At 71.0% G+C, this 25,801-nt stretch carries 24 protein-coding genes and 1 pseudogene; 15 read left to right on the top strand and 10 right to left on the bottom strand.

What is annotated here, in order from left to right:
• The first annotated feature begins 1 nt into the window (after position 1).
• The 3 genes from ABWV20_RS10175 to guaA all read left to right on the top strand — a co-directional run bounded on the left by ABWV20_RS10175 (position 2) and on the right by guaA (position 2,847).
• The gene (locus tag ABWV20_RS10175) at positions 2-805 is read left to right on the top strand and encodes an SURF1 family protein (RefSeq protein WP_353355035.1); all 804 of its coding nucleotides are present in this window, start codon (positions 2-4) and stop codon (positions 803-805) included.
• A complete protein-coding gene (locus ABWV20_RS10170) occupies positions 802-1,158 on the top strand; it encodes a DUF3817 domain-containing protein (protein ID WP_353355034.1) in 357 nt (118 codons plus the stop codon). Before ABWV20_RS10175 ends, ABWV20_RS10170 begins: the two co-directional genes overlap by 4 nt.
• A gap of 105 nt (positions 1,159-1,263) precedes the next feature.
• Positions 1,264-2,847, top strand: coding sequence for a glutamine-hydrolyzing GMP synthase (gene guaA, locus ABWV20_RS10165; protein ID WP_353355032.1), 1,584 nt, complete (start codon positions 1,264-1,266; stop codon positions 2,845-2,847).
• A 13-nt stretch (positions 2,848-2,860) separates the two neighbouring features.
• Here the strand turns inward: guaA and ABWV20_RS10160 are convergent.
• Positions 2,861-3,276: pseudogene (locus tag ABWV20_RS10160) on the bottom strand (MerR family transcriptional regulator).
• Positions 3,277-3,345: 69 nt separating this feature from the next.
• Here ABWV20_RS10160 and ABWV20_RS10155 point away from each other — a divergent pair.
• Positions 3,346-4,377, top strand: a complete 1,032-nt coding sequence (locus ABWV20_RS10155) for an NAD-dependent epimerase/dehydratase family protein (protein WP_353355030.1) — start codon at positions 3,346-3,348, stop codon at positions 4,375-4,377.
• Between the two features lie 139 nt (positions 4,378-4,516).
• Positions 4,517-7,210 carry an asparagine synthase (glutamine-hydrolyzing) gene (asnB, locus tag ABWV20_RS10150; protein WP_353355028.1) on the top strand — a complete coding sequence of 898 codons (2,694 nt, stop codon included), beginning with the start codon at positions 4,517-4,519 and terminating at the stop codon, positions 7,208-7,210.
• A gap of 13 nt (positions 7,211-7,223) precedes the next feature.
• Here the strand turns inward: asnB and ABWV20_RS10145 are convergent, their stop codons facing one another.
• The 3 genes from ABWV20_RS10145 to ABWV20_RS10135 all read right to left on the bottom strand — a co-directional run bounded on the left by ABWV20_RS10145 (position 7,224) and on the right by ABWV20_RS10135 (position 11,040).
• The gene (locus ABWV20_RS10145; protein ID WP_353355197.1) at positions 7,224-8,879 is read right to left on the bottom strand and encodes a long-chain-fatty-acid--CoA ligase; all 1,656 of its coding nucleotides are present in this window, start codon (positions 8,877-8,879) and stop codon (positions 7,224-7,226) included.
• Positions 8,880-9,085: 206 nt separating this feature from the next.
• A complete protein-coding gene (locus tag ABWV20_RS10140; RefSeq protein ID WP_353355026.1) occupies positions 9,086-10,201 on the bottom strand; it encodes a lysylphosphatidylglycerol synthase transmembrane domain-containing protein in 1,116 nt (371 codons plus the stop codon).
• Complete coding sequence (locus ABWV20_RS10135) at positions 10,198-11,040, bottom strand: PIG-L deacetylase family protein (RefSeq protein WP_353355024.1); 843 nt, start codon at positions 11,038-11,040, stop codon at positions 10,198-10,200. Before ABWV20_RS10135 ends, ABWV20_RS10140 begins: the two co-directional genes overlap by 4 nt.
• Positions 11,041-11,378: 338 nt before the next feature.
• Between ABWV20_RS10135 and ABWV20_RS10130 the strand changes: the two genes are divergently transcribed.
• The 9 genes from ABWV20_RS10130 (at position 11,379) to ABWV20_RS10090 (ending at position 17,241) form a co-directional block, all read left to right on the top strand.
• On the top strand, positions 11,379-11,660 hold the full coding sequence (locus tag ABWV20_RS10130; RefSeq protein WP_353355022.1) for a hypothetical protein: 282 nt from the start codon (positions 11,379-11,381) through the stop codon (positions 11,658-11,660).
• A 114-nt stretch (positions 11,661-11,774) separates the two neighbouring features.
• Positions 11,775-12,497: an ABC transporter ATP-binding protein gene (locus ABWV20_RS10125; RefSeq protein ID WP_353355021.1), complete on the top strand. Its 723-nt coding sequence runs from the start codon at positions 11,775-11,777 to the stop codon at positions 12,495-12,497.
• Positions 12,494-14,011, top strand: a complete 1,518-nt coding sequence (locus tag ABWV20_RS10120; protein ID WP_353355019.1) for a hypothetical protein — start codon at positions 12,494-12,496, stop codon at positions 14,009-14,011. The genes ABWV20_RS10125 and ABWV20_RS10120 overlap by 4 nt, the downstream gene beginning before the upstream one ends.
• Positions 13,995-14,228: a hypothetical protein gene (locus ABWV20_RS10115; protein ID WP_353355017.1), complete on the top strand. Its 234-nt coding sequence runs from the start codon at positions 13,995-13,997 to the stop codon at positions 14,226-14,228. The genes ABWV20_RS10120 and ABWV20_RS10115 overlap by 17 nt, the downstream gene beginning before the upstream one ends.
• Positions 14,229-14,313: 85 nt before the next feature.
• Entirely contained in the window at positions 14,314-14,754 is a 441-nt protein-coding gene (locus ABWV20_RS10110; RefSeq protein ID WP_353355015.1) for a hypothetical protein, read from the top strand.
• Positions 14,755-14,759: 5 nt separating this feature from the next.
• Positions 14,760-15,950, top strand: a complete 1,191-nt coding sequence (locus ABWV20_RS10105; RefSeq protein ID WP_353355013.1) for a glycosyltransferase family 4 protein — start codon at positions 14,760-14,762, stop codon at positions 15,948-15,950.
• The gene (locus ABWV20_RS10100) at positions 15,947-16,645 is read left to right on the top strand and encodes an NUDIX hydrolase (RefSeq protein ID WP_353355012.1); all 699 of its coding nucleotides are present in this window, start codon (positions 15,947-15,949) and stop codon (positions 16,643-16,645) included. The genes ABWV20_RS10105 and ABWV20_RS10100 overlap by 4 nt, the downstream gene beginning before the upstream one ends.
• 9 nt (positions 16,646-16,654) lie before the next feature.
• Complete coding sequence (locus tag ABWV20_RS10095) at positions 16,655-17,005, top strand: hypothetical protein (protein WP_353355010.1); 351 nt, start codon at positions 16,655-16,657, stop codon at positions 17,003-17,005.
• A 20-nt stretch (positions 17,006-17,025) separates the two neighbouring features.
• Positions 17,026-17,241 carry a hypothetical protein gene (locus ABWV20_RS10090; protein WP_353355008.1) on the top strand — a complete coding sequence of 72 codons (216 nt, stop codon included), beginning with the start codon at positions 17,026-17,028 and terminating at the stop codon, positions 17,239-17,241.
• 12 nt (positions 17,242-17,253) lie between these two features.
• On the opposite strand, the gene ABWV20_RS10085 is transcribed toward ABWV20_RS10090, so the two are convergent.
• The 6 genes from ABWV20_RS10085 to ABWV20_RS10060 all read right to left on the bottom strand — a co-directional run bounded on the left by ABWV20_RS10085 (position 17,254) and on the right by ABWV20_RS10060 (position 23,055).
• On the bottom strand, positions 17,254-17,784 hold the full coding sequence (locus ABWV20_RS10085) for a carboxymuconolactone decarboxylase family protein (protein ID WP_353355006.1): 531 nt from the start codon (positions 17,782-17,784) through the stop codon (positions 17,254-17,256).
• A 169-nt stretch (positions 17,785-17,953) separates the two neighbouring features.
• Positions 17,954-19,546 carry an amidohydrolase gene (locus tag ABWV20_RS10080; RefSeq protein WP_353355004.1) on the bottom strand — a complete coding sequence of 531 codons (1,593 nt, stop codon included), beginning with the start codon at positions 19,544-19,546 and terminating at the stop codon, positions 17,954-17,956.
• Positions 19,543-20,538, bottom strand: a complete 996-nt coding sequence (locus tag ABWV20_RS10075; RefSeq protein ID WP_353355002.1) for a quinone oxidoreductase family protein — start codon at positions 20,536-20,538, stop codon at positions 19,543-19,545. The genes ABWV20_RS10080 and ABWV20_RS10075 overlap by 4 nt, the downstream gene beginning before the upstream one ends.
• A 31-nt stretch (positions 20,539-20,569) precedes the next feature.
• Entirely contained in the window at positions 20,570-21,010 is a 441-nt protein-coding gene (locus tag ABWV20_RS10070) for an SRPBCC family protein (RefSeq protein WP_353355000.1), read from the bottom strand.
• Positions 20,985-22,463 carry a wax ester/triacylglycerol synthase family O-acyltransferase gene (locus tag ABWV20_RS10065; RefSeq protein ID WP_353354999.1) on the bottom strand — a complete coding sequence of 493 codons (1,479 nt, stop codon included), beginning with the start codon at positions 22,461-22,463 and terminating at the stop codon, positions 20,985-20,987. The genes ABWV20_RS10070 and ABWV20_RS10065 overlap by 26 nt, the downstream gene beginning before the upstream one ends.
• 76 nt (positions 22,464-22,539) lie before the next feature.
• Entirely contained in the window at positions 22,540-23,055 is a 516-nt protein-coding gene (locus tag ABWV20_RS10060) for a GNAT family N-acetyltransferase (RefSeq protein WP_353354998.1), read from the bottom strand.
• Positions 23,056-23,200: 145 nt separating this feature from the next.
• Between ABWV20_RS10060 and pcrA the strand changes: the two genes are divergently transcribed.
• Positions 23,201-25,759 (top strand): DNA helicase PcrA, encoded by a 2,559-nt coding sequence (gene pcrA, locus ABWV20_RS10055; protein ID WP_353354997.1) that lies wholly within the window; start codon positions 23,201-23,203, stop codon positions 25,757-25,759.
• The last annotated feature ends 42 nt before the right edge of the window (positions 25,760-25,801 follow it).

Genomic DNA, 25,801 nt, shown 5'->3' with positions numbered 1-25,801 from the left:
GGTGACCTACGCTGGTCGGGTGTTCCGTGGCCTGCTCACCCCCCGCTGGGTGGGCCTGACGATCGTCATGCTCCTCGCGGTCACCGCCTGCGTCTTCCTCGGCCTGTGGCAGCTCGGGGTCGCGCAGGACGAAGGTCGCAAGGAGGCGGTTGCGGCCGCGTCCGCCCTCCCGCGTGCGCCGCTGGCGGAGGTGACGAGACCGCACTCCGAGTTCGAGGCGGAGTTCTCCAACCGGCAGGTCACCGCAACGGGGACGTATGCCGCTGAGCTGGGTTTCGTGGTCCCGGACCGTCGGCTGGGCGGCCGGGAGGGCTCCTGGGTCGTCGGGGCCCTGGAGACGCCCGACGGTGTGGTTGCCGTCCTCCGCGGTTTCGTCGAGGGCACGCCAGCGGCGGTCCCGTCCCCACCGCCCGGACCGGTGACGGTGCTCGGGACGCTCGGGCCGGGAGAGTCTCCCCGCGCCGGCGGGCGGCTCCCGGACGGACAGCGCAGCGGCATCGACCTGGCCCAGCTCGTCAACGACTGGCCCGGCGACATCTACAACGTCGTGCTGCTGGCCGCATCCGAGTCTGCCGAGTCTGCCGGGTCGGGCGAGTCGGCCTCGCCGGGCCCGGCGGCACCCGGACTCGTCCGGGTGCCGCCCCCGGACGTCGAGGCGCCGCTCAACGTGAAGAACCTCGCCTACGCGATCCAGTGGTGGGTCTTCGGTCTGTTCGCGATCTGGATGTGGTGGAAGATGTTCCGAGCAGAGCAGCAGCCGGCCAGTTCCGAGCCGGTCGCATCGAGAGAGGACGCGCACGCGTGAGCACGTACCCGACCAACCTGGCCAAGCCGAAGCAGATCAGGACAGCCCTCGCCATCTACCGGGTCATGGCGGTCATCGCAGGTGTCGCGTTGTTCATCCTCATCGCGGAGATGATCATGAAGTACGGCTTCGACCAGGAGAACTTCCTGACGGAGAACTGGAGCTACATCCACGGCTTCATCTACATGGCCTTCGCCGCCTCCGTCGCCAACCTCGGGGTCAAGGTTGCGTGGGGTCTGAAGCGGATCGTGCTCAACCTGCTCGCCGGCTTCGTCCCGGTGGTGCCGTGGGTCGCGGAGCACCGCAACACCCGGGAGATCAACGCGATGCTCCAGCGGGCCTACGTCGCCTGAGCCCACCCACCCTCATCGAGAGAGCAGTTCGCGACAGCGGGCAGCGTGGCGCGGCCGCGCGGACGTGTCGCGAACTGCTCTCTCGATGGCCGGTACGCTTCCGGGGTGAGTGACGCGCCCGACCTCCAGGCCCATCCCGTCCTCGTCGTCGACTTCGGCGCCCAGTACGCGCAGCTGATCGCGCGACGGGTCCGCGAGGCGCAGGTCTACAGCGAGGTGGTGCCGCATTCCATGCCCGTCGCCGACCTGCTGGCCAAGCAGCCCGCCGCGCTCATCCTCTCCGGCGGGCCGAGCTCGGTCTACGAGGAGGGCGCGCCCCGGCTCGACCCCGCGCTGCTCGAGGCCGGTGTCCCGGTGTTCGGCATGTGCTACGGGTTCCAGGCCATGGCCCAGGCCCTCGGCGGCACGGTGGACCGGACCGGAGCCAGGGAGTACGGCAAGACCCAGGCCTCGATCTCCCGCACCGACTCGACGCTCTTCGACGGCCAGCCCGAGGAGCAGGTCGTGTGGATGTCGCACGGCGACTCCGTGGGGGAGGCCCCGGAGGGCTTCCTCGTCACGGCCTCGACACTGAGCACACCGGTCGCCGCCTTCGAGAACGACGAGCAGCACCTCTACGGGGTCCAGTGGCACCCGGAGGTGCTCCACTCGGAGCAGGGTCAGCGCGTCCTCGAGAACTTCCTGCGCAACGGCGCGGGCATCACGCCCGACTGGACGCCGGGCAACGTCGTCGAGGAGCTCGTCGAGTCGATCCGTGAGCAGGTCGGCGAGGATCGGGTCCTCTGCGCGCTCTCCGGTGGGGTCGACTCCTCCGTGGCGGCCGCGCTCGTCCAGCGGGCCGTCGGTGACCAGCTGACCTGCGTCTTCGTCGACCACGGGCTGCTCCGCGAGGGCGAGGCCGAGCAGGTCGAGAAGGACTTCGTCGAGGCCACCGGTGTCGACCTCGTCGTCGTCGACGCGCAGGAGCGGTTCCTCACGGCGCTCGCGGGAGTCACTGATCCGGAGACGAAGCGCAAGATCATCGGGGAGCAGTTCATCCGGGTCTTCGAGCAGGCCGCGCGCGACGTCGTCGGCTCGCACGCCGACGAGGAGCACCCGGTCAAGTGGCTGGTCCAGGGCACGCTCTATCCCGACGTCGTCGAGTCGGGCGGCGGCGAGGGCGCGGCCAACATCAAGAGCCACCACAACGTCGGTGGCCTGCCGGACGACCTGCAGTTCCAGCTCATCGAGCCGCTGCGGACCCTCTTCAAGGACGAGGTGCGGCAGGTCGGTCTCGAGCTCGGCGTGCCCGAGGTCATCGTGTGGCGCCAGCCGTTCCCGGGTCCCGGGCTGGGCATCCGGATCATCGGCGCCGTCGACGCGGAGCGGCTCGCCATCCTCCGCCGGGCCGACGCCATCGCGCGCGAGGAGCTGACCAGGGCCGGGCTCGACCGCGACATCTGGCAGTGCCCCGTGGTCCTGCTCGCCGACGTGCGCTCCGTCGGCGTCCAGGGTGACTTCCGCACCTACGGTCACCCGGTCGTGCTGCGCCCGGTCGCCTCGGAGGACGCGATGACGGCCGACTGGGCTCGCGTGCCCTACGACGTGCTCGCCCAGATCTCCACGCGGATCACCAACGAGGTCGCGGAGGTCAACCGCGTCGTCCTCGACGTGACGAGCAAGCCGCCGGGCACCATCGAGTGGGAGTAGCCGCCGGACCCGGTCACCGCGTCCCCGGTGCCGCCGAGCCGTGCCTCGCCAGCCGAGTCGGGACGGCCAGGCCCTGATGGAGGGCGCTGGCGACGAGCTCGGCACGCATCGCCTCCAGCGCCAGCTTCGTCTGCCGGAGCCGGGCGAGGTGGCCCCTGATCTCGGTGATCTTGGCATCCACGAGCTCGGCGCCCTGAAGGCAGTCGAGCGACGATGACCGCCGCGCCTCGAGCACCGCACGGATCTCGGCCAAGCTGAAGCCGATCTCCTTCGCCGAGCGGATGAAGGACAGCTCCTCGACCACCGTCGGGGCGTAGCTGCGGTAGTTGTTGCCGTCCCGCGGCTGGGGTGCGATGAGACCCTCGGCTCGTAGTAGCGGATGGTGTGGCGACTGCATCCGCTCGCCCGCTCGACTTCACCGATGCGCATTCTCGTCCCGCTTGACTGTAGAGCCGACTCGACAGTTTAGCGTCGGGTCGACCCCGACGAAGGACGGACATGACAACTGTGATGGTGACCGGAGCCACCGGATTCATCGGCCAATGGCTCTGCGCCGAGCTGACCGCGGCCGGCCACGAGGTGCACGCCCTGATCCGACGACCGGAGCAGCTCGAGCTGCTGCGGCAGGAGTGCGAGCGGCGCGGCGGGCTCAGGGCGCGTCTGCACGGGCTGGTCGGCGACCTCGACCTGCCCGGGCTGGGCGCGGCGGAGCTGCCCGAGGTCGAGCTGGTCTATCACCTCGGGGCCCGGTTCGCCTGGGGGCTGGGTGTCGCCGAGGCGCGGGAGACCAACGTCGGGGGGAGCCTCCGCGTCGCCGACCTGGCTGGACGGCTCGGTGCCCGTCTCGTCCTGGTCGGCGGCTTCATGTCGCAGAACCCCACCTACCTCGCCGAGCTGCGGGTCGACCCGACCGACCCGACGCGGACGGACTGGGGTCGGACCTATGCACGAGTCGGCGCCTACGAGGCGAGCAAGCTCGAGTCGTTCTTCGCGGCGGCCCGGCGTGCCGCGGACCTCGGCGTCGAGTGGCTCGGCGTGCATCCGGCGGGGTTGTGCGGGCACAGCCGCACCGGGGAGATCGCCGCCGGTCAGCCCTTCGCGGAGCTGGTCGACGGGATCCGGACCCGCCGGATGGCCGTCGTCCCGGGCGGCCCCTCGCACTGGCTGCCGCTCGTCACGGTGGATCACCTGGCGGCCCTCCTCGCTGCCCTCGCCCAGCATCCGTGGCCGCCGCAGCAGGAGCTCGTCGTCCTCGACCCGGACACGCCTGACCTGGCCTCGACGGTGGCCCTCGTCGCCGAGCAGCTGGCCGTCCCCGTGCCCCGGCGACGCGTCCCGGTCGGTGTGCTCCGGGCTCTGCTCGGCCTCCCCGGCGCACAACGGCTGACGGGCTCGTCACCCGAAAGCCTCGGCTTCCTGCGGACCGAGCGCCTCGACGCCACGGCGGCGGCGGACTTCGCGGCATCTGCCGGCGTGAGTCTGCCTTCCATCCGGGACGCCATCACCCGCACCGCTGCCGCGCTCGCCTGAGTACGGGCGTGACCGGTCCGTTCCGGCGGCCCCGGGAGTGACCGGGCGGGAGGGTCGGGCGGGAGGGTCGGGCGGGAGGGTCGGGCGGCACCTTCGAGCGGGTGCGAGCTCAGCGGCATACGCCATTAGGGTGGTCCGCATGTGCGGAATCGCGGGGTACCACGGGCTGCCGGCCGACGAGGCGCTGCTGCGCCGGATGAACGACTGCCAGGTGCACCGGGGGCCCGACGGCGAGGGTGTCTTCACCGAGGGCCCCGTCGGCCTCGCGCACCGGCGCCTGTCGATCATCGACCGCGCCCACGGCCAGCAGCCGATGACGACCCGCGACGGGCGCTACACGATCATCTACAACGGCGAGGTCTACAACTACCTCGCGCTGCGGGCGGAGCTCGAGCCCCTCGGCCACACCTTCGAGACCGACAGTGACACCGAGGTCGTGCTCCAGGCCTTCGCGGAGTGGGGCCCCGACGCGTTCGACCGGTTCAACGGGATGTTCGGGCTGGCCATCTGGGACGCGCAGGAGCGCTCGCTGACGCTCGCACGCGACCACTTCGGGATCAAACCCCTCTACGTATGCCGCTCAGCCGGCTCGGGCGCGAACGGCGCGGACGCGTGGGTGTTCGCCTCCGAGATCAAGCCGATCCTCGAGTCCGGCCTCTACGAGAAGAAGCCGAACGACCGGACGATCTACCGCTACCTGAGGTTCCGCATCCACGAGGACGGGCGCGAGACCTTCTTCGACGGGATCGAGCGCCTCGAGCCCGGCGAGCTGATGACCATCTCCGCCGATGGCTCCGTGGAGCGGCGGCCCTTCACGCGGCTGCGTGAGGAGCTGCTCGAGCTGGCGAAGGAGCAGCGGCCCTACGACGAGGCTGCGGTGCGCGAGTACCGCGAGCGGCTGACCGAGGCGGTGCGGCTGCGCCTCCAGTCCGAGGTGCCGGTCGGGACCTCCCTCTCGGGCGGCCTCGACTCGTCCGCGGTCGCCGTCATCATCAACCGGCTGATCAACGAGGGAGACCGCACGACGGAGTCGGTCGGCCAGCAGCAGAACACCTTCTCCGCGGTCTTCCCCAACTCGATCAACGACGAGGAGCGCTACGTCGACGACGTCCTCGAGATCTGCCGCGGCCACGTCGACGGCCACAAGATCAAGCCGACCGCCTCGGAGTTCAAGGAAGACCTCCTCGACTTCGTGCGCACCCAGGAGGAGCCGCTCATCTCGAGCGGCCCGTACGCGCAGTACCAGGTCATGCGCGAGGCGACCAAGCACGTGACGGTCCTGCTCGACGGCCAGGGCGCCGACGAGATGATGGCCGGCTACATCCCGTACTACTTCGTCTACCTGCGCCAGCTGCGCGCCCAGGGCGCCGCCAAGGCGGCGGCCGAGCTGTCGAAGTCGCTCGACGTCCTCTACCGGCTGGGCCGGTTCAAGCTTAAGGCGAAGCTGCGCGGCCGCAAGGAGATCCCGACGACACAGCTGCTCGGGCGGGGCTTCGTCGCGGCACACGCGGGGGAGCGGTACGCCGTCGAGGGAAGCAACCTCAAGAAGCGCCTCGTCGAGGACCTCTTCGTCGGGTCCCTCCCGTCCCTGCTGCGCTATGAGGACAAGAACACCATGCGCTTCTCCCTCGAGGGCCGGGTGCCGTTCCTCGACAAGGAGGTCGTCAAGTTCATCTTCTCCCTGTCGGACGAGGCGATCATCAAGGACGGGTGGAACAAGCGCATCCTGCGCGACGCCACCCGTGACCTGCTCCCCGAGTCGATCAACCGGCGCCGCAACAAGATCGGCTTCACGACACCGCAGGGGGAGTGGTTCATGCGGCTGAAGAACCACTTCTACGGGATCTTCCTCTCCGAGACCTTCGCGAGCCGCCCGTACGTCAACCAGACCGAGGTGCTGCACGCGTTCGAGGGCTGGATCAAGGGCACCAACGACGTCGACTCGATGACGTTCTGGCGTCTGCTCAACCTCGAGCTGTGGCTCCAGGAGTACTTCGACGACAAGCCGGCCGAGGCCGAGACCGCGCCTCGCGTCAAGACCGACTACGAGCCCAACGCGCGCAAGGAGCTCGACCTCGTCCTCGACGGCGCCCACGGCGCCGGGGCCGACACCGGCAGGACGGTGCGTCGCTACCCGCTGCGCACGGACCTCTACGCCCGCGAGGACGACCTCGAGGAGAAGACGCTGGCCTACATCGACCGCTTCTTCGCCGGACTGCCCGAGGCCGGTGCCGACCACGACGCCGCGACGAAGGGGACGTGGTACTTCTTCATCTCCGAGAAGATCGTCGCGATCACCCAGGGTCGCTCCTACTTCATCTGGGACATCAAGGTCTCGCGCCCGGCCCGCGTGCTGTCCCGCTACGTGACCCGCACCCCTGCGGGCATCGGCCTGGGCTCGCCGTTCACGATGCAGCTGGCCATCGAGGAGGCCGGGCTGCTGCGGGTGCTCTACGCCTCGGCGGGCGGCGCGATCGGCAAGCTCATCGGCAGGCGCGGGCTCTTCTACGAGCTGGTCGGTGGGGACATCCGGGCCATCGACGGCCCGACCGAGTACTCCGTCTACCCGGCCAACGTCTCGGCGAAGCTCGCCCCCAAGGACCCGGACCAGGTCGCGGCCCGGCTCTCGGCCCGCATCCGGGAGCGCGTGCCGGCACCCTGGCGCGACAGCTTCGGCGGCACCGTCGTCATGGACGCGAACGACATCGGCCGCAACGTCCTCGGCACCGACGCGCCGGGCCCCAAGGAGCGCTACGAGGCGATGTTCGCCGACAACCCGCTCGGTCAGGGCTCGGAGCAGACGCCGATGGCGATCGTCTTCGAGCGGTCCTGACCGAGAGTGCCGGTCAGCGCGCCATCAGCTCCTCGCGGATGTGACGGCGGAGCACCTTGCCGATGATCGTCTTCGGCAGCTCCTCGACGACCTCGACCCGACGGGGGATCTTGTACGCCGCGAGGTGCTCACGGCAGTGCTCCCGGGCCGCGTCAGCGTCGAAGGCCGCGCGGTCCGCGACGGTGACCGCTGCGACGACCTGCTCGCTGCCGTCCTCCTTCGGGAGGCCGACGACCGCGGCATCGGTGATGCCGGGATAGAGCTTGAGGACGGTCTCGACCTCGGACGGCATGACGTTGAAGCCGCCGGTGATGATGATCTCCTTGATCCGGTCGACGACGTGGACGAAACCGTCGTCGTCGACCTCGACGATGTCGCCGGTGCGCAGCCAGCCGCCGTCGAGGAGTGACATGGCGGTCTCCTCAGGCCTGCGCCAGTAGCCGGTGAAGACCTGCGGCCCCCGGATGAGCAGCTCGCCGCGGGGCCGGTCGACGTCGGGCTGGTCGGGGTCGACGACGCGGATCTCGGTGCTCGGGAAGGGGACGCCGACGGCGCCCGCCCGCCGGCTCGGGCCGATCGGGTTGCCCAGCGCGACGGGGGAGGCCTCGGTGAGCCCGTAGCCCTCGACGAGCAGCCCGCCGGTCACGGACTCCCAGAGCTCGAGGGTCTCGGGCGGCAGGGTCATCGCCCCGGAGATGGCCCACCGGCACGCCGACAGGTCCACCCCTTGCTCCGACGCGGCCGCGGCGAGCTGCGCATAGATCGGCGGCACGGCCGGGAGGAAGGTCGGCGGGTGCTTGCGGGCCGCGGCGAGGACGAGGTCGATGTCGAACCGCGGGAAGAGGACGAGGCGCGCACCGGCACTCACCGCGAAGGTGACGCACAGGGTCAGGCCGTAGGCGTGGAACATCGGCAGGATCGCGTAGATCGTCTCGGCTCCCGCCACCATCCCGGGCACCCAGGCCCGGCCCTGCGCTGCGTTGGCACCGAGGTTGCCGTGGGTGAGCATGGCCCCCTTGGGGACCCCGGTTGTGCCGCTCGTGTACTGGATGGCGGCGAGGTCGTCGACGGTCGGCCGGGGATGGCCCGGGTCGAGGTGGCCCTGCCGGAGCAGCTGGCCCCACGGGACGGCCCCCGGGGCAGGCGAGGTCAGCGCCGAGCGGAGGGCTCGCACCCTGGGGACGGGGAGGGTGAGGGCGAGTCGCTTGGCGACCGGCATCGCGTGGACGAGGTTGACCGCGACGACGTGCCTGACCCCGGGGAGCCGGCCCACGGTCGGCGCCACCTTGTCCCAGGCGATGGCGACCTCGGCACCGTGGTCCGTGAACTGGGTCGCGAGCTCCGAGCTGGTGTAGAGCGGGTTGTGCTCCACGACCACGGCGCCGAGCCTGAGCGCCGCATAGAAGGCCACGACGTGCTGGGGGCAGTTGGGCAGCACCAGCGCCACCCGGTCCCCCTTGCCGACGCCGAGCCGGCGCAGCCCCTCGGCCGCGCGAGACACCTGGTCACCCAGCTGCGCGTACGTCGTCTCGGCGCCGAAGAACTCCAGGGCGGTCCGGTCGGGGAAGCGCGTCACCGCACCGTCGAGCAGGTCGGTCAGGGGCCCCGTCACCGGCTCGATGTCGGACGGGACGCCCTCGGCGTAGCTGTCCAGCCAGATCCGCTCCAGACCGCGGTGGTCACCGCTTCGGGCGGCTCCGGCGGTTCCAGCTCCCTGCTCAGCCACGGCTCGCTCCTCAACCCGACGACGGTGACACCTGGGTCCACGGTAAGCCCAGCCTCGGGCGGGAGGAACGGAAGGTGCCCGTGTGCCGCGGTCCGGGCTCAGCGGCATACGACACGTCTGTGGGGGGCGGGCGGGTCGTGGCGGCGAGGCTAGATCTGTTCGGGTCGAGGGCCGCGGCCCTGCTCCGCCGGCCCGGAAGGGCCGGCCGTGGGCACGGACTCATCCGCGGGCGCGTCCTCGTCGTAGGCCGCGTCGGCAGGGATCTTTTTCGGGCTGAGCGACCAGAGCACCCAGCCGAGGACGCCCAGGGGCACCTCGAAGAAGTGGGTGTAGAGCGAGAAGAGGACGACGCCGGCCGTTGCCTGGGCCGGGTCGGCGCCCCAGCCCACGAGCACCGCCGCCGTCCCCGCCTCGGTGACCCCGAGGCCGCCGGGGGTGATCCCGACCGCGGTGAGCAGGCGACCGACGGTGTAGGCGCCGAACATGTAGGCGAAGGGCATCTGGACGCCCATCGAGTTGAGGCAGAACCAGAAGAGGATGTAGTAGACGCCGAAGAAGCCGATGAGCCCGTAGGTCATCTCGAGCCAGCCGTAGCGGACGATCTCGATGATGTCGTGCCGCATCCCGACGATCGTCTTCTCGAGGTCGGTGTGGGCAGCCTTCTTGCCGCGCACGCGGCGCCACACGCGCGTCGCCCGCTCCCCGAGCTTGTGGGCGAAGTCCTCGGACGCGAGGATCCCCCAGAAGGCGACGATCACGGCGAGGCCGATGAGCGCGCCCATGATGGCGGCCTGCGCGACGACCGGGTTGAGCTGGCCGATCCCGATGAGGATGGCGAGGATCCCGACGACGGGCAGCACGACGCGGGCCAGGACGTTCCACACGCCGGTGACGATGACCATCGTCGAGATGTCGCGGCGCAGGAAGCCCCAGGACCGCAGCTGCTTGTAGGTGACGACGACCCCCGCCGCGCCACCCCCCGGTAGGAGGTTTCCGATCGAGCTGCCGCACGCGTTGACGATCATCGCCTGCGCATGGCTCAGGCCCTTGAGGGAGCCGGTGTAGAGGAAGGTGACGAGCCACAGGCCCGAGATCATGAGGACGGTCAGTCCGACGACGGTGCCGAGCTGGAGGCCGGACAGGGTGCGCCACACGTCCGTCCACGTCGTGTGCGCGACCCGCGGCAGTCCCCACCAGAGGAGGAAGACGGCCAGCCCGATGCCGACGACGAACTGGACGACCTTGCGGACGGTCGAGCCGCTCACGCGAGACCCGCAAAGACGTCGTGCCTGATGCCGCTGGGCTCGCTTCCCGGGGCGCGCCCCCTCAGCAGCGGGGTCGCGTCGACGTACCACTCGCGCCCGAAGACGAGGTCGTAGACCGGGCGCGGGATGCGCAGGAGGGCGGCCAGCGTGCGGTCGGCTCCACCATCGGCGCTGGCCTGCGAGGCGTGCGCCCGCATCGAGGCGCGCTTGGCCGCGATGTGCCGCCGGACATTGATCCGGTGGGTGATGTCGCGACGCGCCGAGAAGGCGCGGTCGAAGCTCGCCCGGTCGAACTCCGGCGGGAAGCGGTAGACCTTCGCGGCGAGGTCGAGGGCCGTGGTGATCGCGTCTCGGGGCACGGTGGCCTCGAGCAGCCGGGCGGTGCCGGCGAGCTCGGCCGCCCGGCGAGCCACGTGGTGGACCTTGCGGTGGTCGGGGTGGCCGTAGCCGCCGTTCGCGTCATAGCCCAGGAGCACGTCGGCGCGCTCCTCGTCGAGGATGTCGGCGAGACGCCGCGCGGCCTCCTCCGTGGGGGCCCGGACGAAGCGGGTCCGGCCGGGCGGGTCAGGGGGCGGCTCGGGGTCCAGCCCGCTGTCGGCGTAGCCGAGCTGCTCGACCCGCGCGACGCCGAGGGCGCGGGCGCTCTGCTCGAGCTCGCGCAGCCGCCTGGTGGCGAGCCCCCCGGAGGAGAACTCCGCAGCGGCCTGCCCCAGCGCCCCGTCCGTGGCGACGACCAGGACGACCCGGTGCCCCTCAGCCGCGGCGCGCGCCATCGTCCCTGACGTGAGAAGGGCCTCGTCGTCAGGGTGCGCATGGAACGCGAGCAGCGTGTATGACATGTCTCGGCCATCTTTGCGCATCGCGTGGCGTTCCCCCGTCAACCTGCGTCCTCGACCCCAGCCGGCTCGGCCGCCCGGCACCCGCGGCGGCCCCACCGCATCTCGCCGTGGGCACGTGGTGGGAGGCTGCAGCATCGGGCGGGACCGAGCCTACCGCGAGTATGGGTAAAGGGCGGGTAAAGGATCCAGTCCTTTACCCGGAATTGGTTGACACCGCTCATGGGAGGTTGCTTGGGTTGTGCTGTCGCAGGGGGCCCTTTCTATCCAGAACGCGACGTTTTTCGTTCTCTTCGAACGACTCAGGGGAAAACTAGTTCACGGAAAGGAAAGTGGTTCACATGTCTGTTTCCAGCATGTCCCTGACCAGCGTTTCCGACACGGCTTCGGAGCGCGCCTACGAAATGTCGCTGCGCGCTCTCGGCGCGGCCCGGACCAAGTTCGACAACACCCTCGTCCGGTACGACGCCTGGTACCTCGTCTTCGTGGCCGTCATCCTCGCCCTCGGCGCCACCCTCCTCATCGGGATGGCGATCTGGTGCGTGGTCTACAAGGGCAAGAGGTTCACCGGGCGGTGGTCCTTCCGCAACTTCGGGCTCAGCGTCTACTTCGAGTGCGTGTAGCGGGTGAACGGCTGACGCCGACCCGCTGAGCTCGACAACGTGTGGCCGGCTCACGGCCAGAGGTCGGCGCCGGCCACACGTTGCCCGCACGGAGCGCCGAGAAAGGACACCGCCATGCCAGTGCTCGAAGCCCACGGCGTCACCTACTCGTACGACGGATACGTCACCGTCCTCGAGGAGGTCGGCTTCACCGTCGACGCCGGGGAGATCGTCGGTCTCCTCGGCCCCAACGGCTCGGGGAAGTCGACCCTCATCAAGACCGTCTTCGACCTCCTGCGCCTGCAGGCCGGGTCGATCACCGTCAGCGGCCACGAGCACGCTTCGCCCGCGGCCAAGTCGGCGGCGATATACCTCGCCAGCAACGACTACCTGCCCCAGTTCCTCACGGGCCGCGAGTACATCGAGATGCTCGGCCGCCTCTACGGCGTCGACGTGGACCACGCCGCTGCCGCTCGGCTCTTCGAGACCTTCTCGATGTCGGGGCGCTTCGGTGACCTCATCGAGGACTACTCCCACGGGATGCGCAAGAAGACGCAGATCGTCTCCGCGCTGCTCCTGCGTCGTCCGCTCACGATCATCGACGAGACGCTCAACGGGATCGACATCGAGGCGCTCCACCTCACCGGGAAGGAGCTGGGACGCCTTCGGGACGAGGGCCGCTCCGTCGTCCTGTGCACCCACGACTTCGCGCTGCTCGAGCGGCTCGCGGACCGGGTCCTCTTCCTCGACCACGGCGTGCTCGTCGCTGACGCCAGCACCGCTTCGCTCGTCGACGAGCACGGGTCCCTCGCGGCCATGGTCTTCGGCCGGCTCGACGCGGAGCACAACCGGCCATGAGACTGCGCAGCTCCCTGGTCCTCGCGCGAATGCTGCTGCGCTTCTTCATCCGCCGCGTCTCCCGGATGGGCGTGCTGGGGTCGACCGCGGTCAAGGCCCTCGCGCTGGCGACGGTCGCCACCGTGCTCGTGACCGGGGCCGTCGCAGCGTACTTCTTCCTCGAACCGATGACCGCCGAGGCCAAGGTGTGGGGCCTGCTGTTCGAGATGTCGACGGTGTCGGTGGTGCTCTGGGTCCAGATCGCCTTCCTCCTCGTCAAGGTCCTGTTCCTCAACGCGTCGGGCATGCTGGAGCTGAGCTTCCACCTGCCGTTGACCAACCGGGAACGCGCCGGGGCCCTGCTCATGTACGAGGCCACCATGGCGGGGATCGTCTCGACCGTCGGCTTCACCTCCCTGACGGCCGCTGCGGTGGTCCTGCTGGGTCCTGCGGCGCTGGTCCGGCTGCTCGAGGCGATCGTCTTCCCGATGGTCCTGACCTACCTCGTGCTCAGCGCCGCGTACCTGTTGCTGGGACGGCTCCTCGCCTTGATCGGCCTCAGGCGTATCGAGCACGTCGTCCTCATTCTCGTCATGTTCGCGGTGCTCCTCGTCTATGCGTCGAGGCTGGGCCCGCTCGCGTCGCAGGCCACCGAGGCCTACCTGTCGGACCGCCGCGAGCTCGTGTGGGTCGCCACCCTCGCCTGGATCTCGGCGAGGTACGGACCGGTCGCCATGGTGACCGTCTTCCTCGTCGCCTCGGCGGCTCTGGTGGCGCTCGCGCTCTGGGCCACGCCCAACCAGCACGTTCGCCACTCCCGCTACCTCAACGCGCCCTTCGACTGGCCGCTCGCTCGCCGGATGGGGCCCTACGACCGATGCCTCCTGCGCAGCTCGCAGACCTGGCTGGCGATCGCCGTCTCGGTGGCCGTCTTCGTCGGTCTGTGCCTCGAGCCCGTGACCAACCCGCTCTGGGCGCTCGCCGTGCTGTCGATGAGCGGCCTCTACCAGTTCGCCTCGACCGAGCCGTTGCGGGCCCTGGTCGCCGACGGCGGCTCGCCCTGGCGCACCTACGGCCGGCTCGTCAAGGCACAGCTGGTCCTGCTCCTCAGCGGTGCCATCCCCACCGTCGCCGTGGTCGCGGTCGTGCGCCCGGACCAGCTCGCCGGCGCGGGCCTGTCCCTCGCCGGCTGCATCGGGGGCGCTCTCATCGCCATCTGTATTGGAATCGCGTTTCCCGCCGAGAACGACAATCCCTTCTCGGTGTTCCTCGGTCTCACCGTGACGGCGGCAACTCTCGGATGCGTCGGAATTGCACTGGGAATTCTCCAGCTGCCCCGGCCGATGGTTTTCACCATTGTCATCGGCACGGGTGCGCTCATGGTCTGGTACAGCGTTCAAGCCATACGTGCGTTCGATTCAAGGAGAAGAAATGAAAAAGGCGCTTCTGTTCGTCAACAGCGCGGTCGGGGCGGGTTTGCTCACCCTCGTGATCGCGGCGGGAGCTCTGCTCTATCTCATGTTCTCGACGGATGAGGACAACATTCGCAAGGAGGGGCTCTTCGGGTCCGTCTTCTTCGAGACCCGCGAGGTGCGGGAGGGGGTCGTCGGCTCGTCGATGGGCGTCGACAACCCCGTGGGGCTGGTCGTGCTCTTCGTGGTCCTCTTCGGGCTCGTCACGCTCACCCAGCTCGCCTTCCATAGCCTGAAGGCGTACCGGGCCGACCTCATTCGGGAGCGGTCCCATAGCTAGCCTGCGAACCTGGCCGGCCGCTGAGCTGCACCTGCGTCACATCGTCGGGGGAGTCGCTGCGCAGGTCTGGCCCCTCCTCGTGCTCGTGGCCCTGCTCGTCGGCGCGGCCGCGGTGTGGTTTGCCGCCTCGGGGGACGGCAGCCTCGTCGATGTCGCGGCGGCGTTCGGCAGGACGGTGGTGGTGGGACTCGTCGGCTCCTTCGCGGTGCACGAGGTCGCCCACGTGGTCCTGCTGAGGCGGATCCCCGGCATCACCCACATCACGCTCGAGCGCACGTCCTTCCGGTTCTCTGTCGTCCCGGTCGGCACGCTCACGGCACGGCAGGTCGGGCTCGTGGCTGTGGCCGGCCCGGGAGCCTGCCTGCTCACCGTCCCCGCGTGGTGGGTGGCCCTTCCGGGGTCAGGCCTGGCCTGGTGGTACGCCGCGCACGTCGTCTTTCTCGTCCCCGTCTTCGCCGACGGTCGGTTGCTCCTCGCGAGCGTCCGATCCGGCGCCCTCGGCAGGGATCGACGCATGACAGAGTGATTCCCGTGAAGGTGGCTCTGCTGACGGACTGCTATCTGCCCAGGCTGGGCGGGATCGAGGTGCAGTCCCACGATCTCGCCCGTCATCTCGTGACTCTCGGGCACGAGGTGGAGGTGTTCACCGCGACGCCCGGTCCGCAGGGCCAGCTGCGCGGCGAGATCACTCCCGTCGACGGCATCCCCGTGCACCGCCTGGCGATCCGGTTGCCGTGGGAGCTCCCGGTCAACCCACTCGCCCCCCGAGAGCTGCGCCGACGCCTGAAGGGGGGTGGTTTCGACGTCGCCCACGTCCAGACCGGTGTCGTCTCGCCGTTCGCCTGGGACAGCACCCGCGTCACCCTCGACCTCGGGCTGCCGACGGCGATGACGTGGCACTGCATGCTCGGGCAGGTCGCGCCGGGCTTCGCCGCAGCCGGGTTCGTCCGGCGCTGGGCCGCCCGTGGCGTCGCGATGTCGGCGGTGTCGGCGGTCGCGGCCCAGCCGCTCCGTGAGCTGGTGGGTCCGGCCGCCACCGTGTCGGTCCTGCCGAACGGCATCGACGTGGCACGCTGGCGCCCGGCAGAAGCTGGACACTCGACGGGCGGCGGGACCCCCACCACCTCGAGTGGCCCCGCGGCGCACAGCCCGGGCTCGGCCCAGCCACCCCTGGAGCTCATCACGGCCATGCGGCTCGCCCCACGCAAGCGCGCCCGCGCCCTCGTCGAGCTCGTCGCGCGCGCCGACCGTCTCGCCGGCCGGGGGTCGCTCAGGCTGACCATCCTCGGCGAGGGCCCGGATCGCCGAAAGGTGGAGGCCTACCTGGCCGCCCACGACATCGACTGGGTCGCGCTCCCCGGCCGGGTCACCCGCGACGAGCTGCGCGAGCGGTATGCCGCCGCCGACGTCTACGTCTCACCGTCGGCTCTCGAGTCGTTCGGGATCGCAGCGCTGGAGGCCCGGACCACCGGGCTTCCGGTCGTGGGCCGGTCCGGCTCGGGGATCGGCGAGTTCGTGACGCACGGGGTCGGCGGACTCATCGTCGCGGACGACGCCGCCATGGCCGGTGCGCTCGCCGGCCTCTCAGCCGACCGGGCGAGGGTGGCGCGAATGCGGCGCTGGAACCTCGACAACCCACCCGAGCAGGACTGGACGCAGGTGGCAGCACTGGCGCTGGGCGAGTACGAGCGCGCCATCGCACTGGCGACCGGCCGCCGATGAGGACGAACGTCCCGGGTGGCATCCGGGTCGTCGGCCGCACCGATGGCGGCGCGCGCGTCGAGGCCGGCCGCCTGGCGCAGGGACAGCACCCCGAGGCCCTCCTGGCCCGCCACGGGTGGCGGGCCGACCGAGCGGTCGGTGCCGACCTCGCGGCGGACGGCGCGCTCGAGCTGGCCTACGTCGTGAGCCGGCTGAGCGGCATACGGCCGGGGGAGGTGGACGTTCCGCGCGACCCGGACGTGGCCCCGGACGAAGCCGGCGACCCCTACCAGCGGGTGGCCGCCTACGCAGTCGTCCGGAGCGACCGCGGACTGCTCCTGACCCAGTACAACGACCTCACGCACGTGGCCGGCTCGTGGGGGCTGCCCGGTGGCGGGCTCGACGACGGCGAGTCCCCGGTCGAGGGCGTGCACCGCGAGGTGTGGGAGGAGACCGGACAGCGCATCGAGCTCGGCGGGCTGGCCGAGGTGCAGTCCTCGCACTGGATCGGGCGAGCGCCCAACGGCGTCGTCGAGGACTTCCACGCGGTGCGGATCGTCTACCGCGCGTCGTGTCCCCAGCCGACGGACACCACCGTCCACGACGTCGGGGGCACGACCGCCGACGCGCGATGGGTGCCGCTCGACCTGCTGGGAGAGCTCTCCCTCAGCGCGCCGTGGCACCACGTGTCCGAGCTCGCCCTCGGCTCTCCATAGGATGCGGCCATGGACTTCCTCTACGACGTCATCGTCGCGCTGCACCTGCTCGGCATGGCCGTCATCGTCGGCGGCTGGGTGGTGACCCGCGGCGCGAAGCGTTTCCCCGTTGCGATCGTCTGGGCCGCCAGGGCACAGCTGCTTCTCGGGATCCTCATCGTCGGGCTGCTCGAGATGGACGAGGGGGGCCGGCCGCTGAACTACGCGAAGATCACGACCAAGCTCGTCCTCTCCCTCGTCGTCGTGGCGATGGCCGAGATCGGCAACGCCCGGTCGCGCAAGGGCCAGTCGGCACGCACACAGCTCGACGCGGCCGGCGGTGCAGGAGTCCTCGCCACCCTCGTCGCCGCCCTGTGGTGACCTCGACCCGGGTCAGCTAGGTGCGCTGGAACACCGGGGTCCTCGCCGGGCTCCTCATCGGGCTTGCGTGGGTCGCCGCCGGCACGCTCCTCGCCGTCATCGGGCGCCGACGACGGCTGGGATCGACCGCCGACGGGGCCGGCGGCGTCGGGATCATCGGCATCTTCCTCATCGTCGTCGGTGCGCTGACGCTCTTCGCGACGCTGCTGCTGGCCGTCGTCCCCGGCAACGACTGACCTGACCAGCCGCTACCGGTCGGCAGCCCGGCTCGTCCCCCGGCTCGTCCCCCGGCTTGTCCTCGGAAGGGCGCCGAACTCCTCGCGGTAGGTCACCGGGTGGTGGCTGAGGATGGAGATGCGGTTGAAGGCGTTGATCATCGACGCCGCGTAGATGAGCAGGGCCAGCTGGTCGTCGGTCAGGTCCTCCCTGAGCAGGTCGTACTCGTCGTCGGTCAGGTGGCGCTCGGCCACGAGGGTGACGGCCTCGGCGATCCGGAGCGCCGCCTGCTCGACCCGTGTGAACAGGCCCGACTCGCGCCACGCCGGCAGGACCGCGATCCGTTGCGGCGACTCGCCGGCGCGCAGGGCCAGGTGCGTGTGCAGGTGAAGGCAGAACGCGCAGCCGTTGATCTGGGAGGCGCGCAGGTTGACGAGCTCGAGCGTCACGTGGTCGATCCCGTGCTCCGCCGCGCGCTCGCGGATCTCCGTGGAGACCGCAGCCATGGCTCCGTGGACGGTGGGCTGCTGCTTGTCGGTGTAGACGTACCGGGGGACTCCCATGGCGCGAACCTACCCGGGTCGCCGGACGCGCGCACGGCCCCCGCCGGACGACCATTGCTCCACTGAGGGGCTACCGGCCACCTGAGTCCCGCACGGGCAGGCTCGCATCGGCGAGGTGAGGCGACCAACGGTCGTCCGTCCGTCAGAACCAGCCCGTATGCCGCTGGGCTCAGCCGCGCTCGAAGGCGAGGTCCGCTCCCACCCAGGTCTGCAGCACCGTCGTGTCCCGGATGGCCATGGGATCGGAGTGCTCCAGCTGCCAGGGGTCCCGGTCCAGGCAGATGAGGTCGGCGAGCTGGCCGGGGGCGAGCCGGCCCACGTCGGTGCGGCCGACCGCCCCGTGGGCCCCGACGGTGTAGGCGGCGACCGCCTCGTCCAGGGTGATCCGCTCCTCGGGGCGCCAGCCACCGATGGGGGAGCCGTCCGCGCGGCGTCGGGTCACCGCGGCGTGCAGCCCGTAGAAGGGGTTGGGGTCCTCGACCGGGGCATCGGACCCGAAGGCGAGCCGGACCCCGGCGTCGAGGAACGACCGCCACGCATAGGAGGCGAGCCGCCGCGGCCCGATGATCTCGTCGGCGAGCTCGAGGTCCGCGGTGCAGTGGCTCGGCTGCATCGAGGCGACGACGTCGAGGGCTCGGAACCGGGGGAGATCCACCGGTCGGACGTGCTGGGCGTGCTCGACCCGCAGGATGCCGCGCTGCCCCTCTTCGCGCATGACGCCGAACGCGTCGAGGACCAACCGGTTGGCCTCGTCGCCGATCGCGTGGGTGGCGACGTCCAGGCCGGCGGCGAGCGACATCCGGATGCGTTCCAGCAGAACGGGGTAGGGCGTCACCGCGATCCCACAGGACTCGTGCCCGGCCATCCCACCGACATAGGGCTCGGTCATGTGGGCGGTGTGGGACCCGAGGGCGCCGTCGCTGAAGAACTTGACCGGCCCGACCCGGAGGACGTCGTCGCCCTGCCCGGAGCGGCGGCCCTCGGACACGGCCAGCTCGAGGTCCGGGTCCCGGACGCACGTGGTCACGCGCACGCGGAGCCCACCGTCCGCGTGCATGGCCAGATAGGCGGCGCGGGCGTCCTCACCGTCGATGTCGGTGATGCTGGTCAAGCCCACGGAGAGCAGCCACTCCTGGCAGCGCTCGATCAGTGGACGAAGCGGCTCGGCCGCCTCGCCCGCGATGAGCGGGTCGACCAGGCGTTGTGCCGACTCTCGGAGGATGCCGGTCGGCTCGCCGTCGGCATCCCGGACGATCTGCCCTCCCACCGGGTCGGGAGTGTCGCGGGTGATGCCGGCCCGTTGCAGCGCAAGGGAGTTGGCCCAGACGGTGTGCCCGTCGACGGAGTCGAGCACCGCCACCCGGCCGTCGGTCACCGCATCGAGGGCGTAGCGGTCGGGCTGGACCGGTCGGGCCCACCGGTTGCTGTTCCACCGCCCCGAGCTGAGCGGTCGGCCGGCGGGGGAGGACGCGACGTGCTCGCGGATCAGCTCGAGCGCCTCCTCGAGCGATCGGGCCTCGCGCAGGTCGACCTCAGCGAGGTCACGGGACACCCACTCGGTGTGGATGTGGGCGTCGTGCAGTCCCGGCATGACCGCGGCACCGGGCAGGTCGACCACCTCGGCTGCCCCGGCGGCCGCGGCGTGCCGCGCCTCGTCGCCCACGGCCACGACGCGGCCGTCCTCGACGAGGAGGGCGGTCGTCCCCGGTGCGGGTGCGGCTCCGGTCCAGATGCGTTCGTGCCGGAACAGCCTGCGGGTCACGCCGCCGCCTCGTCGCCCGGCACGAGGATGAGCTTGCCGGTCGTGCGGCGGCCCTCGAGGGCCGCATACGCCTGCGCCGCCTCGTCGAAGGTGAACCGGCCGCCGATCTCGACCCGGAGGCTGCCCGAGGAGATGGCGTCGAGGACCTCGCGTGCCCGCCACTCCAGCTCCTCGCGGTCGGCCACGTAGTCGCCCAGCTTGGGTCGCGTCACGAAGAGCGAGCCACCCGAGTTGAGGCGCTGCAGGTCGAAGGGGGGCACCTGCCCGCTCGCGCCACCGAAGAGCACCATGAGCCCCCGCGGCCGCAGCGAGGCGAGCGAGGCGTCGAACGTCGCCCTGCCGACCCCGTCGTAGGCCACGTCGACGCCCCGGCCGGCCGCGTCTCGCACGGCCGCCGCGAGGTCGGGGACCGTCGCATAGTTGATCAGGTGGGCGGCCCCGAGCTGCCTTGCGATCTGGAGCTTCTCGTCCGAGCCTGCCGTCGCGACCACCGTGGCTCCCTTGGCCACGAGGAGCTGCACGAGGAGCTGCCCCACTCCGCCCGCCGCGGCGTGGACGAGGGCGACGTCACCCGGCCCAGCGGCATACGTGCTGGTGGTGAGGTAGTGCGCCGTCATGCCCTGGAGCATCGCGGCGGCGGCGACCTCGAGGTCGACACTGTCGGGCACGGGCACGAGCAGGTGGGCGGGCTGGTTGACGAGGGTCGTCTCGCTGCCGTTCGCCTGGGCCCAGGCGACGCGGTCGCCGACGGCGAAGGAGGAGACGTCCGCGCCGACGGCCGCGACCGTCCCGGCGCCCTCGTCACCGAGGACGAAGGGGGTCGCCCCCGGGTAGACGCCCTGGCGTCGGTAGACGTCGATGAAGTTCACCCCAGCGGCAGCGACCCGGACCTGCACCTCGCCGGGACCGGGGTCGGGCACGTCGTGCTCGCGGACCTCGAGGACCTCGCGCTCACCGTGCTCACGGACGAAGACACCTCTGGCAGTCGTCATGACGACACCCTACGACCGCCGATGGCGTCGGTCAGGGCGTGCCCTCCAGTCGGCGGCGCAGTCCGGTCAGCGTCTCGTCGACCAGGCCGGTGATGATCCGCGAGCGGATGAAACCGGGCAGCGGCAGGTTGTGGTGGATCGTCAGGTCGTAGGTGACCCGGGTCCGTCCCCGCCCGAGCGGCTCGAGCGTGTAGCGCCCCTCCTGGCCGGTCTGCAGCCGGCCCTCGACCATGGTCCAGCTCATCCCGGCGGGCCCGTGCTCATAGGCCAGCGTGTAGCGGTCCGTGCCCACCGCCGTCGCCGCAGCGAAACGGGCCGTGACCGGCAGGCCGGCCGGGTCGCTCTCGGTGACCTCGGCCTCCTTGATCGTCGGGATCCACTCGGGCTGGCTCCCGACGTCCCGAAGCGTGTGGAGGACCACCTCCGGGGCCGCGTCGATCTCGACGTCACGTCGCGCGTGGTCGGTTGGCACGCCTGCTCCTTCCCCGGCTCGGCCGCGGCCGCCCGAGATGCACGATGTGGTCGAGCTCGTCCTCGAAGGCGGCGAGCAGTCGCTCCGGGTCAGGGACGATGTCGACGTCGGTCATGAAGCCGACCCGCACCGTCCCCGCATACGTGAAGACGCACACGCCGAGCGCGTGCCGCCCGGACCCGGGGACCCACCCGAGGACGCCGCTGAGCGGCACCCCGGCGAGGGTGCGTGGAGAGCGCGGGCCGGCGACGTTCGTCGTCACCCCGATCGCCTTGTTGGCGAAGAAGTCGACCAGGAAGCGCTCCAGGGTCGGGTTGGTGCGCCCGATGGCGTTGATGAGCGCATAGGTCAGCACCGCCTCGGGGGAGCGCTTGACCCAGTCCATCCGCCGCTTCGTCTCGGCGAGCCGGGCCAGCGGAGCCCCCAGAGCGCTGGGGAAGCGGAAGTAGACGAGCGTGAAGCGGTTGCCGAGCTCTGGAGGCAGCGGCTCGTCGAGCGGTCGCACGTTGACCGGCACCATGGTGAGCAGGTCGACGGGCTCGTGCCCCTCCTCGAGCTGGTAGCGGTGCAACGCCGCCGCCACGGCGCTCATCAGCACGTCGTTGAGCGTCGCCCCGGCCAGTCGGCCGAGCTGCTTGGGGCCGAGGAGGGGCAGCGGATCCGTCCAGACGACCCGTTTGGCGCCGCCCGGCCGCCCCTCGAACGGGTTGCTCGGGTTGCGCGCCAGGGCGAGGTCACCGAGGACTCGTGTCGTGCGCACCGCGAACCGGGCAGCGTCGAGGGCGCCCTGCGGGGTGGCCAGCCTGAGCAGCTGACCGACGCCGTCCCTGGCGAGCCGGAGGCCCGGCCCGACGATCGGCAGCTCCAGCGGGTGCGACGTCGCCTCGGCCGCCTCCACGACGGGCGGGTCGTCCAGCGCCCCCGTCAGGCTCGCCTCCGGGACGGCGTGCGTCGTGACGGCCATGCCCGCGATCTCGTCCGGGTCGCCGTCGGTGAGGGACATGAGGACCCGGGTCAGCGCGATGCCGTCGGCCAGCGAGTGGTGGATGCGCAGCAGCAGGACGGAGCCGTCCCCGTAGCCGTCGATGAGGTGCAGCCGCCAGAGGGGGTGGCTGCGTTCCAGGGGGACGTCGAGCTCGGCCTCGATGTGCGACTGCAGGGCGGCGTCGTCGCCGGGCCCCGGCAGGGTGACGCGCCGGACGTGCCGGGCCAGGGAGAAGTCCTCGTCGTCGACCCACCAGGGCTGCCCGACGATGGATGGCGACTCGGGGCGCTGGCGGAAGACGGGGAACGGCTCGACCACCCGACTGCGGATGAGCTCGGTCACCTCGTCCCAGTCGGGGACGCCGTCGAGGAACATCAGCGACTCGATGACCATGAGGTTGTTGGGCCGGTCCATGTTGAGCCAGATGGTGTCAACAGGCCCGATGCGTCGCCTCGTGGGTGCAGGCATGGCGTCTCCGGTGTCGGGGGTTCCTCTCCTCAGCATGGTGCCGAATCCGGTGTCGGACCGGGACCTATGGCGCCCGTCACCCTCCCGCGAGGCGGTGAAGTGCCTCACCCGCGACGCGGTAGGTCGTCCACTCGTCCAGGGCGTGCGCGCCCTGCGCCCGGTAGAACTCGATCGCCGGGGCGTTCCAGTCCAGGACGACCCACTCGAGACGGGTCCAGCCGCGGTCGGTGCAGATCCGGGCGAGCTCCGTGAGCAGGGCCTTGCCGATGCCGAGCCCGCGCTGCGGCGGCTCGACGAAGAGGTCCTCGAGCCACAGGCCGTGCCGCCCCGTCCAGGTGGAGAAGCTGACGAACCACACCGCCATCCCCACGACGGTTCCGTCCCGCTCCGCGACATGGGCGTATGCCGCTGGGCTCGCTCCCCGGGGGAAGAGCGCCTCGCGGAAGTGGTCGGGTGTGGCGACGGCCGCGTCGGGCTCCTTCTCGTAGCGGGCCAGTTCCCGCACGAGCCGGGCGAGGTCGTCGACATCGTCAACGGTCGCCGGACGAATGGTGAACGGGGGCCCGGCTGGTTCGGGGGCGGAATCAGGCACGGCGCCATCATCCTCCACGTCGCGGGGCGCAGTCCGTGTCGGCACTGTCGGCACTGTCTGCACTGTCGGCACCCTCGCAGGAGAGGTCAGCCCGTGCGCGAGGCTGGTCGGTGCTGTCGGGCCGCCGACGTAGGCTTGGACGATCATGAGCACGCTCTTCGACGACCTCTTCGGGCCCGACGGGCCGCCGCAGACGGGACCGGGGCCGACGTCGTCGGTGCGGCAGGCGAGCCCTCCCGGCGGTCAGCACCCGACCGACCCGCACGTGACGGCCAGTGGCGTGCCCACGTGGGCGGACGCGGCTGCGCGCGGAGGAGAGTCGGCCGCGGACCCAGCCCAGCGGCATACGGCTGCCCCGTGGGGCTCAGCCGACCCCGAGACGCTGCTCGAGGGGCTCAACCCGCACCAGCGCGAGGCTGTCGTCCACGAGGGGAGCCCGCTGCTCATCGTCGCCGGCGCAGGCTCGGGCAAGACCCGGGTGCTGACGCACCGGATCGCCTGGCTCCTCGGCAAGCGGGGTGCCCAGCCCGGGCAGATCCTCGCCATCACCTTCACCAACAAGGCCGCCGCCGAGATGCGGGAGCGGGTCGAGGCGCTCGTCGGCCCGCGCGCCCGGTCGATGTGGGTGATGACCTTCCACTCGGCCTGCGTGCGGATCCTGCGCCGCGAGGCCGCCAAGGTCGGGATGAAGTCGACGTTCTCGATCTACGACGCGGCCGACAGTCAGCGCCTGATGAGCCTCGTCATCCGCGACCTCAACCTCGACCCGAAGCGCTACGCGCCCCGGAGCTTCTCGGCGCAGGTGAGCAACCTGAAGAACGAGCTCATCGACGAGGAGACCTACGCTTCCCGAGTCGGGGAGGGCACCAGCGCCCACTCGCACCACGAGCGCACCCTGTCGGCGGCCTACACGCAGTACCAACGACGCCTGCGGCAGGCCAACGCGCTCGACTTCGACGACATCATCATGATGACCGTCAACATGCTCCAGGCCTTCCCCGACGTCGCGGAGTACTACCGGCGGCGCTTCCGGCACATCCTCGTCGACGAGTACCAGGACACCAACCAGGCGCAGTACCAGCTGATCAAGGAGCTGGTCGGCGAGGGCGTGCGCGGTCCGGGCGAGGACGACTACGTGGTGCCGCCCGGTGAGCTGTGCGTGGTCGGGGACTCCGACCAGTCCATCTACGCCTTCCGGGGCGCGACGATCCGCAACATCCTCGAGTTCGAGCAGGACTACCCCGACGCGCGCACCATCCTGCTCGAGCAGAACTACCGGTCCACCCAGCGCATCCTCCGCGCCGCGAACTCCGTCATCGCCCGCAACGAGAGCCGGCGCGCCAAGAACCTCTGGACCGACTCCGGCGACGGGCCGCTGATCGTGGGCTACGTCGCCGACAACGAGCACGACGAGGCCGCCTTCGTCGCCAAGCAGATCGACGAGCTCGCCGAGCACGGTGTGCGGCCCGGTGACGTCGCCATCTTCTACCGCACCAACGCCCAGTCCCGGGCCATCGAGGAGGTGCTCGTCCGGGTCGGGTTGCCCTACAAGGTCGTCGGGGGGACGCGGTTCTACGAGCGGCGCGAGATCAAGGACGCCCTGGCCTACCTGCGCGTCATCTCCAACCCGACCGACACGGTCAACCTCCGCCGCATCCTCAACGTCCCCAAGCGCGGGATCGGCGACCGCGCTGAGGCGTGCATCGCGGCGCTCGCCGAGCGGGAGCGCATCCCCTTCGTCGCGGCCCTCGGCCGGCCGGAGGACGCGCCCGGCATCGCCACCCGCTCTGTTGCGGCGATCAAGGGCTTCACCCAGCTCCTCGAGGCGCTGCGCACAGTGTACGACGGCGGCGCCGGGATCGCCGGCCTGCTCGAGGCCACTCTCGAGCAGAGCGGTTACGTCGCCGAGCTCAGGGCCAGCCATGACCCCCAGGACGAGACCCGGCTCGAGAACCTCGCCGAGCTCGTCGCCGTCGCCCAGGAGTTCGACGAGCGCAAGGCGGAGGAGAGCGCCGTCGCGGTGGCCGAGGGCGAGCTGCCCCCCGGTCAGGAGCCCGAGGACGTCGGACCTGCCGGGGCCCTGGAGGAGTTCCTCGAGCAGGTCTCCCTCGTGGCCGATGCGGACGAGATCCCGGACTCGCCCGACGCCAAGGCACAGGGCGTGGTGACCCTGATGACCCTGCACACCGCCAAGGGGCTGGAGTTCCCGGTCGTCTTCCTCACCGGGCTGGAGGACGGGACGTTCCCGCACCTGCGATCCCTCGGTGACCCCAAGGAGCTCGAGGAGGAGCGCCGGCTCGCGTACGTCGGCATCACCCGCGCCCGGGAGCGGCTCTACCTGACCCGGGCCGCCGTCCGATCTGCCTGGGGGGCGCCGCAGTACGGCCCGCCGTCGCGCTTCCTCGACGAGATCCCCGGCGACCTGCTCGACTGGCAGCGGCTCGGCCCGAGCTTCTCCGGTGCGCGTGGCTCGGGGCAGCCGGCGGTCGCCACGTTGGCGGCGCGGCCGGGTGTGCGCAGCCCGGGCAACCGCACGGTCATCTCGCTCAAGGCGGGGGACCGGGTCACCCACGACGCGTTCGGGCTCGGCACCGTGGTGCGGGTCGAGGGCGAGGGGGACAAGTCCCTGGCGCACGTCGACTTCGGCGCCGACCTCGGTGTCAAGCGGCTCCTGCTGCGCTATGCCCCCGTGGTCAAGCTCTGAGGCGCGAGGTCACTGGTCACTCACCGGCGAGAGAGCACGCGC

This window comes from Intrasporangium sp. DVR (assembly GCF_040365325.1).
Lineage (GTDB): Bacteria > Actinomycetota > Actinomycetes > Actinomycetales > Dermatophilaceae > Intrasporangium.
Note: the sequence above shows the minus strand (reverse complement) of the source record. Positions and strands in the feature narration are given on the sequence as shown.

Excerpts from the sequence above, each read along its gene's own strand:
- ABWV20_RS10155 (WP_353355030.1), top strand. The coding sequence starts at position 3,346 with ATGACAACTGTGATGGTGACCGGAGCCACCGGATTCATCGGCCAATGG.
- asnB (WP_353355028.1), top strand. The coding sequence starts at position 4,517 with ATGTGCGGAATCGCGGGGTACCACGGGCTGCCGGCCGACGAGGCGCTG.
- ABWV20_RS10135 (WP_353355024.1), bottom strand. The coding sequence starts at position 11,040 with ATGTCATACACGCTGCTCGCGTTCCATGCGCACCCTGACGACGAGGCC.
- ABWV20_RS10130 (WP_353355022.1), top strand. The coding sequence starts at position 11,379 with ATGTCTGTTTCCAGCATGTCCCTGACCAGCGTTTCCGACACGGCTTCG.
- ABWV20_RS10125 (WP_353355021.1), top strand. The coding sequence starts at position 11,775 with ATGCCAGTGCTCGAAGCCCACGGCGTCACCTACTCGTACGACGGATAC.
- ABWV20_RS10120 (WP_353355019.1), top strand. The coding sequence starts at position 12,494 with ATGAGACTGCGCAGCTCCCTGGTCCTCGCGCGAATGCTGCTGCGCTTC.
- ABWV20_RS10115 (WP_353355017.1), top strand. The coding sequence starts at position 13,995 with ATGTTCTCGACGGATGAGGACAACATTCGCAAGGAGGGGCTCTTCGGG.
- ABWV20_RS10100 (WP_353355012.1), top strand. The coding sequence starts at position 15,947 with ATGAGGACGAACGTCCCGGGTGGCATCCGGGTCGTCGGCCGCACCGAT.
- ABWV20_RS10095 (WP_353355010.1), top strand. The coding sequence starts at position 16,655 with ATGGACTTCCTCTACGACGTCATCGTCGCGCTGCACCTGCTCGGCATG.
- ABWV20_RS10085 (WP_353355006.1), bottom strand. The coding sequence starts at position 17,784 with ATGGGAGTCCCCCGGTACGTCTACACCGACAAGCAGCAGCCCACCGTC.
- ABWV20_RS10075 (WP_353355002.1), bottom strand. The coding sequence starts at position 20,538 with ATGACGACTGCCAGAGGTGTCTTCGTCCGTGAGCACGGTGAGCGCGAG.
- ABWV20_RS10065 (WP_353354999.1), bottom strand. The coding sequence starts at position 22,463 with ATGCCTGCACCCACGAGGCGACGCATCGGGCCTGTTGACACCATCTGG.
- pcrA (WP_353354997.1), top strand. The coding sequence starts at position 23,201 with ATGAGCACGCTCTTCGACGACCTCTTCGGGCCCGACGGGCCGCCGCAG.